Origin of the sequence: Paenibacillus sp. FSL L8-0638, from assembly GCF_038593075.1 — a bacterium.
GTDB classification, from domain to species: Bacteria; Bacillota; Bacilli; order Paenibacillales; family Paenibacillaceae; genus Paenibacillus; species Paenibacillus polymyxa_D.
This window is the reverse complement of the sequence record NZ_CP151960.1, coordinates 4330156-4343483: the sequence shown is the minus strand read 5'-3', so window position 1 is coordinate 4343483 and position 13328 is coordinate 4330156. Positions and strand designations below refer to the sequence as shown.

At 46.8% G+C, this 13328-nt stretch carries 8 protein-coding genes; all 8 read left to right on the top strand.

What is annotated here, in order from left to right:
• Positions 1-76: 76 nt before the first annotated feature.
• The 8 genes from MKY35_RS19355 to MKY35_RS19320 all read left to right on the top strand — a co-directional run bounded on the left by MKY35_RS19355 (position 77) and on the right by MKY35_RS19320 (position 13238).
• Positions 77-2155 (top strand): BglG family transcription antiterminator, encoded by a 2079-nt coding sequence (locus MKY35_RS19355; RefSeq protein ID WP_342444585.1) that lies wholly within the window; start codon positions 77-79, stop codon positions 2153-2155.
• A complete protein-coding gene (locus tag MKY35_RS19350) occupies positions 2152-2586 on the top strand; it encodes a PTS sugar transporter subunit IIA (protein WP_165149651.1) in 435 nt (144 codons plus the stop codon). The genes MKY35_RS19355 and MKY35_RS19350 overlap by 4 nt, the downstream gene beginning before the upstream one ends.
• On the top strand, positions 2583-3728 hold the full coding sequence (locus MKY35_RS19345) for a mannitol-1-phosphate 5-dehydrogenase (RefSeq protein ID WP_342444584.1): 1146 nt from the start codon (positions 2583-2585) through the stop codon (positions 3726-3728). The genes MKY35_RS19350 and MKY35_RS19345 overlap by 4 nt, the downstream gene beginning before the upstream one ends.
• A gap of 214 nt (positions 3729-3942) precedes the next feature.
• Positions 3943-6096 (top strand): DUF454 family protein, encoded by a 2154-nt coding sequence (locus MKY35_RS19340; protein ID WP_342444583.1) that lies wholly within the window; start codon positions 3943-3945, stop codon positions 6094-6096.
• Entirely contained in the window at positions 6089-7744 is a 1656-nt protein-coding gene (locus MKY35_RS19335; protein ID WP_342444582.1) for an ABC transporter ATP-binding protein, read from the top strand. The genes MKY35_RS19340 and MKY35_RS19335 overlap by 8 nt, the downstream gene beginning before the upstream one ends.
• A 303-nt stretch (positions 7745-8047) precedes the next feature.
• Entirely contained in the window at positions 8048-10582 is a 2535-nt protein-coding gene (gene pulA / locus MKY35_RS19330) for a type I pullulanase (RefSeq protein ID WP_342444581.1), read from the top strand.
• A gap of 233 nt (positions 10583-10815) precedes the next feature.
• Entirely contained in the window at positions 10816-11457 is a 642-nt protein-coding gene (locus MKY35_RS19325) for a 50S ribosomal protein L25 (RefSeq protein ID WP_342444580.1), read from the top strand.
• A gap of 284 nt (positions 11458-11741) precedes the next feature.
• Positions 11742-13238, top strand: coding sequence for a methyl-accepting chemotaxis protein (locus MKY35_RS19320; RefSeq protein WP_342444579.1), 1497 nt, complete (start codon positions 11742-11744; stop codon positions 13236-13238).
• The last annotated feature ends 90 nt before the right edge of the window (positions 13239-13328 follow it).

Genomic DNA, 13328 nt, shown 5'->3' with positions numbered 1-13328 from the left:
GTCTTAGTCAGGCTGACTGTATGCAGTGTACGTCTCCTGCTGGAGGGATGAGCTTGGGAAGGAACGGTATGCGCTTATGAATATTACGAAACGACAACGTGACATCGTGGAATATCTTCTGGAGCAGTCCAAAGAGGTTACAGCCGGAGAAATTGCCACGAAGATCAATGTCAGCACAAGGACGGTTCATCGGGAACTGGGCGCAGTCGAGCATTGGCTGGCAGCTCATGAGGTGAAGCTGGAGAAAAAGTCAGGGATTGGTATCTGTATAGATGCAGACCCAGCTCAGCTTGTATGCCTGCGAAAGCAATTGCTGCATACGAATCCAGACGAATATTCGGCTGAGGAGAGAAAGATCGTGGTTCTCTGCATGCTGCTGGATACACGGGAGCCGATCAAGCTGCTGGCGCTGGCTTCAGATCTGAAAGTCACGGTAACTACGGTCAGTCATGATCTGGACGAATTACAAGACTGGATCGGAGATCGAGGGCTCGTGCTTGTCCGCAGACGGGGATACGGTGTCGAGATTACCGGACGGGAGATAGACAAAAGACGGGCGATTTCCGAGCTGGCCCTCGAACATTTGGATGAATCTGATCTGTTTTCCAGCCAGGGAGCGGTTCGTTCTGTGACCCGTGTCTCCGACAAATTGCTGGAGATGATTGGCAGAGGGAACTTGCTGATCGTGGAAAAGGCCCTCTGGCAGCCCCATGAAAAGTGGCTGGAAAACATGGTGGAAAGCAAATATATGGAGTTGCTGATTCAGATTTGCGTTTCGCTGGCACGTCTACGACTCGGGTATGTTATGGATCCTCTTCTCTCCTATTTAAAAACAGATTCGGATGAGAATATCATGCTGCGCACAGCTATGGTAGAACGCATATGCGCAGAATTGTCAGCGGCGCTGGATATTAACTTTCCGGACCCGGAACGATCTTATTTCAGGCTGCTGTTCCGTGATGCCGAGGATCATTCTACCCGGCTGCTGCCGCTCGATGATCTTGTACTGCTGGAGTCGGTTCATGAGTTGATTCGTCGTGTGGAGGAAGAAACAGGCACGCCATTGGAAGAGGACCGTGTTCTGCGTGAAGGTCTGATTGCCCATATGGCTCCGGTATTCAAACGTTTGAAGGAAGGCAAGTCGATTCGTAATCCCCTCCTTCAGCAAATCCGCAAGGATTACAGCAGCTTATTCGACTCAGTGAAAAAGGCTGCGGCGGACATGACAGAAATGAAAGTCCCTGATGAAGAGATCGGATTTCTCGTCATGCATTTCGGCGCTTCGCTGGAGCGGCTGCGACAATTGCGGCGGGAGGTGCGGGCCATCGTAGTCTGCACGAGCGGCATTGGTTCATCCAGACTTCTGGCAACAAGGCTCGCCAAAGAGCTGCCACAGATCAAAATTGTGGATAGGGCCTCATGGTACGAGGCGGCGCGGATCCCCAAGGAGGATTATGATCTGATCATTTCGACAGTAGAGCTACCGCTTGAACCAGATCGCTATCTTAAGATCAGCCCGCTGCTGACGCAGGAGGAGAGTGATCGCCTGCGTCAATTTATCCAGCATATTACACTCAATCATCCCGATGACCATCAGCAGGAACAGGTCGTTCAGCCCGGTCAGGACATGGAGTGGCTTACCGGTCTGCGGAAAAGTCTCGATGAAATTGTACACATTGTACAGCAATTTCAAGTGTACCCGCTGGAAAATCAGGAGATGGATATGGCGGCGACCGTAGAGGCTATATGCATGTTGGAGGCGGGGCGGGGGAATGTTACAGAGCCTTCTGCGGTTGCTGCACAACTCATGGAAAGAGAGCGCCAAGGTAGTCAGGTGATCTCTGATACCTCCATTGCTTTAGTTCATACGCGTAGCCACTATATTCGCAAGCCTTCGCTTACCTTGTATAAGCTGGCAGGGCCGCTGTTGGCGGATACAGGCGAACAGGTAGAATGCGTGCTGCTCATGTTGGGACCTCGTGAGCTGCCGAGAGAAAGCTTGGAGGTATTGAGCGAGATTAGTGCATTACTCTTGCAGGAAGACATGGTTACGCTACTGGAACACGGTAGCAGGGATCATATTGTCAATTATATATCGAGTGAGCTAGCTGAATTTTTCCACAGTAAATTAGGGACAGGGAGGAACCTACCGTGAGTATTATGACGATAGACAAAGTAAAAATGAATGCAACCGCCAAAGACAAATATGAGGCGATTCGTATGGCTGGACAAATCCTGCTGGATGCAGGACATATTTCAAGTGAGTACATTGACAAGATGCTGGAACGCGAGGAGATCGTGTCCACCTATATCGGGAACGGGCTGGCTATTCCACATGGCACCAAGGAATCCAAGACGCTTATTCAATCCACAGGCATTTCCATCGTCCAGTTTCCGCAAGGCGTAGATTTTGGGGAAGAAAAAGCATACATGGTAATCGGCATTGCAGCACAAGGCGGCGATCATATGGAGATTTTGACGAGTATTGCTGTGGTGTGTGCAGAGGAAGAAAACATGGAGAAACTTCGCAACGCGGTGACCCCACAGGAAATTATAGATCTGTTCGAAAGTGAGCTGGAGCTATGAGAGCCGTCCACTTTGGAGCAGGAAATATCGGTCGCGGCTTTATCGGATTGATTCTATCGCGTGCAGGCTATGAGGTTGTCTTTTCAGATGTCAACGACACCCTTGTATCCGAGTTACGCCGTCGTAAACAATACACCGTAGAGTTAGCCAATGATACAAAGGATACGGAGCTGGTCACGAATGTGACGGCGATTGACGGCAAGGATGCAGTGGCTGTAGCCGATGCGGTAGACCATGCTGATCTGGTAACGACCGCAGTAGGTGTCAGCATCCTCAAGCACATTGCAGCAGGCATTGCGGAGGGCATCAAGCGGCGGGTAGAGCGAGGAGCAAGGCCGCTGCATGTGATTGCCTGTGAAAATGCAATCGGAGGCAGCGCCCAACTGAAAGAGCATGTTTTTGCGCTATTGGATGAGGCGACCCGTACCAAGGCTGAGGCTTCGGTGTATTTTCCAAATGCTGCCGTAGACCGGATTGTGCCGATCCAGCAACACGAGGACCCGTTACATGTGCAGGTAGAGCCTTTTTACGAGTGGGTGGTGGATCGTTCGCAAATGGCATCTGAGCATGAAGAAATCGAAGGTATCCTGTACGTGCAGGATCTAGAGCCTTACATTGAACGAAAGCTATTCACGGTAAATACGGGACATTGCGTGGCAGCCTATCTTGGTTATACCGCAGGTTATGCTACCATTCAGGAGGCCATGAAGGATAGCAAGGTGGTGGATTCGATACAAGGGTCACTGGAGGAAACGGGAGCGGTGCTTGTGAAGCGCTTCGGTTTGGATCAAGAGGAGCATAGGAAGTACATCTCTAAAATTTTGGATCGCTTCCGCAACCCTAATCTAATAGACGATGTTACTCGGGTCGGACGTTCACCATTACGCAAGCTGTCTCCCAATGACCGTCTTGTACGTCCCGCGCTCCAAGCGCAGGAGTATGGCATTCCGACGGATCATCTGGCGTTAGGAATGGCTGCTGCCTGTAAATTTGATATTACGGAAGACCCCGAGGCAGTCGAGCTTCAGCAGGTGATCCGCAACGAAGGGCTGGGTGTGGCGCTGACGCGTTATACTTCCATAACCGCAGACCACCCGTTACATCGGCAGATATTGGAGCAATATGATATTATAAATTCATAAAACAACGTATTACTAACATTAAATTTCGATAATCCTCTTGAAGACAAAGCATCCACATCAACACTAGCGTGTTCTGTAGAGATGTGCTTCAAGAGGATTTTTATATGCGTGATTTACATCACATAACAATCTGCTTAAATTGTTTATATTGATAATGATTATCATTATCTACAAAATGAAATCATTACTATTATAACTATTAGGGAGGATTATAGTGAAACCGATCTATATTACCTTAGGGTTTTTATTTTTGGCGCTTGGAGTTATTGGTGTAGTGCTACCGTTGCTACCGACTACACCGTTTCTGCTGCTAGCGACCTTTTTCTTTATGCGGGGGTCCGAAAGGATTCACCAGTGGTTTTCGAATACCTCTCTGTACCAAAAGCATCTAGAGAGTTTTGTTCAAACAAGGTCGTTGAAGCTGTCTACGAAAATCACGACATTGGGCTTAGCGTCAACGATGCTGATTATAGGCTTTATTTTCACCCCTAATGTGTGGGGCAAAACGCTCATCGTCTTGGTCATCCTTTTTAAATATTATTACTTTATATTCCGAATCGGAACAGTGAGAAACGCTGCAGCAGAAATAACGCCCTCATCTTCACCTGCACCTACTCCAAAAAAAAAGTCTAAAATGGTCGACAGCCGTCTGCTCGGTCTAGTGGAACATTCTCGAAAATATATCGTATGGGGTGTGCTTGTGCAGTGGATCGGTCTTTTGGGGAGTATAGCCGCTGTGTTGTCTATGGCCTTTGTTATGCAGCAGGCATGGGAAGGACAAGTGACTCGCAAGCTGATTCTATCTATGACGGTCATTGTTATTGCTGCTATTGCAGTTCGCTGCCTGAGCAATTATGCAGCCAGTATGTTATCCTATCGTGCCTCGGTAAATGCTAAAAAAACGCTGCGCTCGCAAATTTACAGCAAATTGCTGAAGATAGGACCCGCATATACAGATCATACCTCCACCTCGGGGGTTATTCAGGTTGCTGTAGAAGGGGTAGAGCAGCTTGAAACCTATTTCGGTAGATATATGCCTCAGCTATTTTACAGTCTGCTTGCCCCCGTAACGTTATTCATTACCCTCTCTTTTGTCAGCTTCAAAGCAGCCATTATACTATTGATCTGCGTTCCCTTAATTCCAGTGTCGATCATTGTCATTATGAGGATGGCTAAGAAGCTTTTTCGGAAATATTGGGGTAGTTACGTCAATTTGGGCCACAGCTTTTTGGAGAATGTACAAGGTCTGACTACACTCAAAATGTACGGAACAGACCAGGATAAACATCAGGAAATGAACACAGCAGCTGAAGATTTTCGCAAAATGACGATGAAAGTGCTGACTATGCAGCTTAACTCCGTGGCCATTATGGATCTTATCGCATTTGGTGGTGCCGCTGCGGGTGTACTGGTCGCGGTAAGCGAATATTCTTCTGGACGAATTGGCTTGGCAGGAGCAATCATCATTGTTTTGCTGTCGGCAGAATTTTTCATTCCTCTGCGTCTTCTGGGTTCTTACTTTCATATCGCCATGAACGGAATGGCAGCAAGCGACAAAATATTTCAAATGTTGAGTACAGAGGACCTTATCCAAGGACAAAAAAGCATAGAAACCACAGATATTCGACTGGAACAGGTGAGTTTCGCCTACGACGAAAGAGATACCTTACGAAATATATCCATGGATATTCCCCAGGGCAGCTTTGTATCCATTGTTGGGGAATCAGGCTCTGGTAAAAGTACGGTAGCCGGATTGATTGTTGGGCATCACGAGGGGTATCGAGGAAGCCTGACGATTGGAGGAACCGAGCTTACCGATATTTCGGAAGAAAGCCGCATGCGTCATATGACCTGGATCGGTTTTAACAGCTATATTTTTAAAGGCACCGTGGAAGCAAATTTAAAAATGGGCAATGAGCACGCGGATGAGCAACACATGCTGGAAGCTTTGCGACAAGTGAAGCTGTATGATTTTATCCTCTCAGAAGGAGGTCTGGAAGCAGAACTGGAAGAGCAGGGAGCAAATCTGTCAGGAGGACAGCGCCAACGGCTAGCACTAGCCAGAGCATTGCTACATGATAGTCGTGTGTACATTTTTGACGAGGCCACCTCTAACATTGACAGTGAAAGTGAGGAAGGCATTATGGAGGTAATACATGCGCTGGCAGGTCAAAAAACAGTGATTCTTATCTCTCACAGACTGGAAAACGTAGTCCAATCCGACTGTATCTATGTGCTGCAAAACGGTTTGGTAGCAGAGTTCGGAACGCACCATGAGCTGTTGAGCCAGCAGGGGCATTATGCGGAGATGTATCTCAGTCAACACCGGGTAGAGCAGTTTGTAAAAGGAGGGGCTCTATATGCGTAGACACGGATTACGGATCATGGGCCAATTATTGGTATTGGCGGGACCTCTTTTACCTGTGCTGCTCATCACGATTGTTACAGGAGTGCTTGGTTTTGTTTGTGCTATTGGCATTATAGTGTTTGGAGCCCTGGCTCTGCTTACAGCAACGGGCATCACGATAGGCTACACCCTATCGTTTTTGCTGACGACGATCGTGGTTTGCGCCGTACTGCGCGGCGTATTCCGTTATGGCGAGCAAATGAGTGGTCACTATCTCGCTTTCAAGCTGCTGGCTGTACTACGTGACAAGGTGCTTCAAGCCCTGCGAAGACTCGCTCCAGCCAAATTGGAAGGCAAGGACAAGGGAAATCTGATCTCACTCATTACAAGTGATATTGAGTTGCTGGAAGTATTTTATGCACATACGATAGCTCCTGTTATGATTGGCATCATCACCTCACTGCTCATGGTGTTTTTTATCGGTTCTTATGAGCCTCTGCTAGGCTGGCTTGCTGCGCTTGCTTACCTAACTGTCGGTTTATTTATTCCTCTACTCACGTCACGTATGGGCAAGCGTCAGGGGATGGAATACCGAAGCAGCTTTGGCAAGCTGAGCAGTTATTTTTTGGACAGCTTACGGGGGATGAAGGAAATTGTGCAATATGGACAAGGAGAACAACGTTTGAATGAGATTAACCGTCGTACGGATCAATTGGATGCCAAGCAGAAGGACTTGAAGCATCATGAAGGCATCACAAGAGCCATCACAGATGTGGCTGTAGTTGGATTCTCATTCTTGATGCTGCTGGCTGGATTGTACGGTATGTCTAATGGTCAGGTTGACTTTACAGGTATGCTGATTTCTGTCATTGCCCTGTTTAGTTCATTTGGTCCGGTCATCGCACTGAGCAATCTGTCTAACAATTTGCTTCAAACGCTGGCGAGCGGGGAACGAGTGTTGAGTCTATTGGAGGAAACCCCGGAGGTAGAGGAAAATATCGACGGGATGAGTGTCGCCTTTACTGGGGCACGAGTAGACAAGGTGACTTTTGCATACGATGGTCAAACGGTGCTGAATGATGTAAGTCTCATGATACCGCATAAGCGGATTTTAGGCATTCAGGGTAAAAGCGGCTCTGGCAAGTCTACACTGCTAAAGTTGCTGATGCGATTTAGGGACCCGCAGCAAGGTGAAATTTTGCTATCCGGACACGATTTGAAGGAAATTGGGACCCGACATTTGAGAGGCTTACAGAGCTATGTAGACCAGCATACGTTCCTGTTTGATGATTCCATTGCAGCTAATATCAAAATCGGAAAGCCTGATGCTACACATGAGCAGGTGGTGGAAGCAGCACGTAAGGCATCCGTGCACGATTTTATTATGACCTTGCCTCAAGGGTATGACAGCCGAGTTGGAGAATTAGGGGACAGGCTGTCTGGTGGAGAACGTCAACGCTTGGGGCTGGCCAGAGCCTTTGTCCATGATGCGCCTCTCTTACTGCTCGACGAGCCTACCAGCAATTTGGACAGCCTGAACGAGGCCATTATTTTAAAATCGTTAAAGGAACAGCAGCAAGATAAAACGATTGTCCTTGTTTCGCACCGAAGTTCTACCATGCGGATTGCTGATGATATTTTTCAAATGGATAATCGAAGACTGTCCTGACTTTTCTAACGTTTTTTAACGTACTTTTTTTAGCGATAAGTGATGAAATCTAGGAAATTATTGTTATACCTTGAGGGCAAAAGTTGTAGCCTGTTCATGGTATTGTCATAAAATGGAGTGTGTGTTGAAATGGAAGCGTCATCCTTATTTAAATCATCCAGCTTTTCAAGCTTGTCTTATTTTGTTAGCCTATTAGGTGAAGATTTTATAAAATCCTAAGGTATATTGACAAGTCATAAACATCATAAATGATGGATGAACAGAGGCTGTAAGCCGATGTACAGAAATGGGTGGTGAACAGAAATGTCAGATTTCAATCAGCTTAAGGAGCTTGAGCACACAAAATACCCCATATATAAAGGCTATGATTTGGGTCTTACTTATACGCCTGCGGGCAGCAAGTTCAAGGTATGGGCCCCGACTGCGAAGCAGGTCCATATAGCGTTGTATAGCGATGCGGGGGCGTACGATCAGGAGGGGAACGTTCAGGAGCACGGCGGGGGTCAGGAATTTCTCATGATCCGTGATGATCAAGGGGTATGGTCTATAGAGCTGGAAGGTGACTGGAACAAATATTATTACATGTACAGGCTGGAGTGGGCGGACAACACTGTTCATTATGCTGCCGATCCATATGCCACAGCGGTATCAGCCAACGGGCAACGTACAGCGATCATTGATTTGGCTCAAACCAACCCGGATGGATGGGAATTGGATGCGGGGCCTACCCTTAAGCGGCCGACGGATGCCATTCTCTATGAGGTTCATGTGCGTGATTTTTCGATGGATACCCATTTTAATACAGGGAAAAAAGGCTTATCTGCTGCTCAGGGACGGTTTGAGGCCTTTACGTATACGGGATTGAAGGATCCTGAGGGGAACAGTATCGGGCTGGATCATCTGCTGGAATTGGGCATTACACATGTTCATTTGCTTCCAGTAGCTGATTTTCATACGGTGAATGACTTTGCGGAATTAGATACTGAATATAACTGGGGCTATGATCCCCAGCATTATAATGTGCCGGAGGGGTCTTATTCTTCCAATCCGGCTGATCCGGAGGCACGTATACGAGAGCTGAAACTGCTGGTACAGTCTTTGCATTCTGCCGGCATCGGTGTCATTATGGACGTTGTATACAACCATACGTATTCGGTGGAACAGGGGCCATTTGAGCCTGTTGTACCTGGATATTATTACCGCACGGATGAACAAGGGCAGCTCACCAATGGATCAGGTGTAGGCAATGAGGTGGCAACCGAACGTCCGATGGTGCGCAAGTATATCAAGGATTCACTACGCTATTGGGCAGAGGAATATCATATAGACGGCTTTCGATTTGATCTGATGGGTCTGATTGATACACCAACCGTGGTGCAACTTACGCAAGAACTTCGCTCTGAAGTGCGTCCGGATCTGCTGATCTATGGTGAGCCTTGGACGGGAGGAGAATCTCCGCAACCCTTGCTTACGCTAAAAGGAACACAACGGGACAAAGGCTTTGCTGTTTTTAACGACAACTACCGTTCTGCTATTAAGGGGGATAGCGACGGTACTGGAAGCGGGTTTGCCACGGGGGCAGAACATCAGGAGGAGCAGGTGCTCAAAGGTGCCTTTGGGGCTATTCATGATTTCACAGCTCAGCCATCGGAGACCGTCAATTATGTAACTGCCCACGATAATCTCAATCTGTGGGATAAAATTTTGACGGTAAGACATTTGCGGGAGCACTGTCGTTTTCCACAATGGGAGCAGGGGAAGCCACAGGATGGGAGGACACCTGAACATGCTGTTGCCGAAGCAGATCCGTATGGGGAACTGGATGAAAATAACCTGCTAGAGGACGAAACCGTGCGCAAGTCCCTGTTGGCCAACGGCATGGTACTCACATCTCAAGGTATTCCTTTTATTCATGCAGGGGATGAACTGTTGCGCTCCAAATATGGAGACCACAATAGTTACCGGAGCTCAGATGTGGTCAATGCCATTCATTGGGATAACAAGGCGAGGTTTCGCCCCGTGTTTGATTACTACCAAGGCTTAATTGCTTTGCGACGCAGCCACCCAGCATTCCGAATGGACCAACGTGAGCTGGTGGAGCAGCACATGGAAGTGCTGCAAAGCAGTGGGCATGTGGTGGCCTTTGCTTTGAGGCACCATGCTAACGGCGATGCCTGGAATCATATTGTGGTGATTTATAACGGCTCGGATACGGAGCAGACGATAGTATTGCCTGCGGAATCGGATCGTTGGCATGTGGTCGTAGACGCACATGGGGCTGGTAATGAGATACGTTATGAAGTGGTAGGACATCGTGTGACCGTATCGCGCTGGTCGATGATGGTGTTATATGATCAGGAAGAACCTGCGCGAGTCTCTTTTGTGACTGAACAAGATCAGGCTAATCGTCAGGCGGAGAACGAATTAGAAGACTTGGATGAGGGAACAGATCAAGAAATTGCAGGTACGGCTATGACGTTGACAGATGTGCAGCTTGGAAACGGTAGTGAAGTCGCTCCATTTCGCACGATTGAACTGATCTACGAGCGTGCAGATCGACAATACACTGGCTGGAACGTGTGGGTATGGGGAACAGGGCACCGCGACGGACATGTTGAATTCCGTGATTTAGATGATGGTCGTGCAGTAGCGCGTATTCAGGTGGCTCCTGATATACAGCGAATTGGCTACATTGTCCGGCTTAATCACTGGGATGCCAAGGATGTTGAGGCAGATCGATATATTGATATAGACCAGAACCAGTCTGTGATGCAGGTACTGATTCATAGTGGCAGAGAAGAATATTTGTTACTGGTAAATGATAATCGGGCCGGTTAGACTTGCGTGCTTGGTCGCTGTATATACACAAAAATAGCATTTTTCGATCATTTCGAAAAATGCTATTTTTTTATGCAAACGTGTGTCAGTTTCAGAAAAAAGGGGTAAAATAGAATTATGGACTTGTTTAGTTTTGCCAGCTAGCTGGCTTACATCCTGTAGTACGACTGGTAAACAGGCAAGATTCTTGGAGGAAAATCATTTGTAAGGTAACCTGAAGGAGGTTGTATATCATGAGTTCTAATGGAGGAAGTATTCAACTGACCGCCCAGCCGAGAACAGAGAAGAAGGGTTCGGCCATTCGTGGATTGAGGTTAAAAGGACGGATTCCAGCTGTGGTTTACGGCTCTGAGCTTGAAGGAACCCCTGTACATGTCGATGCCAAGGAATTTAATAAAGTAGTCAAAACCGGACGTTCAGAGGTGTTTAACCTCACAGTAGAGGGTGGAGAAACCATTCCAGTTATTATTAAAGATTATCAACAGCGTGATAACCAATGGTTGCATGCCGACTTTCTGAAAATCTCCAAAAACAAACCGCTTCGCGTGCGTGTTTCTATTGATTATCAGGGTACACCTGCAGGTACAAAAACAGGCGGTATTCTGCAAGTTCAGGAAACGGAAGTTGAGGTCGAAGGTCTTCCGGCTGATTTGCCATCTACCATTGAGGTGGATGTATCCGCGCTGGATGTTGGCGACAAGCTGAGCGCTAGCGACTTGAAACTCCCTAAAGGAGTAACACTGCACGTCCCTGAAGAAGAACTGCTTGCTTCTATTATCGTTCCACGTGCAGTTGAAGTAGAAAATGCTGCTGTGGAAGGTGATGCAGCGGCAACCAAAGGCGCTGAAGAGGCTTCTGAAAACAAGGAATCCTAATATTATCAGTGGTACATGAACCTTTTCCAATTGCAAAGATCATCAAAAATGAATTCAAAATCGCTCCCTGTCAGGGGGGCGATTCTTTGCATTCATTTATTTACAATTACATACTCTTTCCCTTTAAGAGTTGTCCTGTTGTAATTTGACGATTAAAGGGAATGTGGAGTGTTTGCATGATTTTCATTCACTACGTGTTCTGATATGACGATATATAAAGTATGGTATTTACATTTTTATTTTATAAATACCTAATATATATTCTAAGGAGCGCGTACACAATCATGGACAGAACGAGTGAATTGTTGTGGCAAAGAAACAAATTGGTGATCATTATTTTTTGGATTATGGCCTTGAGCGGCATCGTCCCGGCATTATCTAATCCCTCGATGTGGGTATCTAATGGTGTAGGATTTGTAGTCGCGGCAGTTTTAACGATCCTGAATGTGAAAAAGAAAGGAATCCGCCTTATTCCGTGGATTACTACGTTTTTTAGCGTATTAATGTGTATATTTTTGAACTTATCTAACGTCGAGGTAGGGACCACCATATTAATTTGCTCTTTGTTTTTGCTGTATCCGTCTTACCGGTATTTTCTGGTAGCTATGACCTTAAATCTCTGTAATATATTTGTGCAAATAACAATCGGTACGCCCCCAATTCCCCCGGCTACCGGTTCTTTGCGCTATGTGCATGAGTTTATTATTGTTTTACTCATTGGTTTACTACTGTTAGTGGTATCGGTGTTAAATCAAAAGCAGTTTAAGAAAAGTGAAGAGCAAAATAAAGATATCGATGCTACAAGGCAACGAATTGAATTTCTGTTTGAGCAAGTTAGACAAGCAGTGGCTGGATTGCATAGTTTTACAGAACGATTCAGAAATCAAGTAGATGCGACGGGCAGCGTGACAAATGAAGTCGCTATCGGATTTCAGGAGGTAGCCAAAGGGGTAGAAATGCAAGCTTCGAATATCACCGAGGTTACGGATAACTTGGCCCAATCTGACCAGCACGTGCGAGAGGTAGCTGATCATTCCCGAGAACTGAAGCAGCTTTCCGAAGATACGAAAAATGTCGGGGACAGAGGGAGCAGTCAACTGCTTGCATTGACGTCTCAAATTAAGGATTTGGGTCAGGTCATGAGTCGTACCAAAGAAGAACTGGACGAGTTTAGAGTACAAAGTGATAACATGTCTGCCATGCTTAAAGATATTACTCAAATCTCGAAACAAACTAATTTGCTGTCCTTAAATGCATCCATTGAGGCCGCCAGAGCGGGAGAGCATGGAAAAGGATTTGCCATCGTAGCTGGCGAAGTGCGTAATTTGGCTGAAATGGTAGGGAACACCTCGGTGGCGATGGAAGCTATTTTGACTCAACTGAGAACTCAGATGGATTCTGTCGTAAGCCAATTTGACATGGGACAGCACAGGCTACAGCAAAGTATGGAATCGGCACATTCAACCGAAATTGTACTGGAGGATATCCTGCAAAATGCCAATAAAGTGCTGATGCAGGCCGTGGATGTGGAAAACAGCACGAATAGCATGCAGCATTACTCATCTCAGGTTGTTCAAGAGATGACGGAATTTTCAAGTGTAACGGAACAGGCGAGTGCAGCATCAGAACAAATTTTGGCTGGAGTAGAGGAACAACGAAATATAACCTCCAATATGGTGACCGGGTTTAGTGAGCTGGAGGCGTTGATTATCCAATTAAAAGAACTGGTACATGATCAGAAGGAGTACAACAGTCCTACCGAAATCAGCAAAAGCAAATAACCGACAAGCTTCACCATCGGACTAGAGATCCGGGGATTATCGCTATCAAGCGGTATACCCGGTTCTTTTACTATGTATGAAGGAGGGGAG

Coding starts and splice junctions, on each gene's coding strand:
- MKY35_RS19355 (WP_342444585.1), top strand. CDS start 77: ATGAATATTACGAAACGACAACGTGACATCGTGGAATATCTTCTGGAG.
- MKY35_RS19345 (WP_342444584.1), top strand. CDS start 2,583: ATGAGAGCCGTCCACTTTGGAGCAGGAAATATCGGTCGCGGCTTTATC.
- MKY35_RS19335 (WP_342444582.1), top strand. CDS start 6,089: ATGCGTAGACACGGATTACGGATCATGGGCCAATTATTGGTATTGGCG.
- pulA (WP_342444581.1), top strand. CDS start 8,048: ATGTCAGATTTCAATCAGCTTAAGGAGCTTGAGCACACAAAATACCCC.
- MKY35_RS19325 (WP_342444580.1), top strand. CDS start 10,816: ATGAGTTCTAATGGAGGAAGTATTCAACTGACCGCCCAGCCGAGAACA.
- MKY35_RS19320 (WP_342444579.1), top strand. CDS start 11,742: ATGGACAGAACGAGTGAATTGTTGTGGCAAAGAAACAAATTGGTGATC.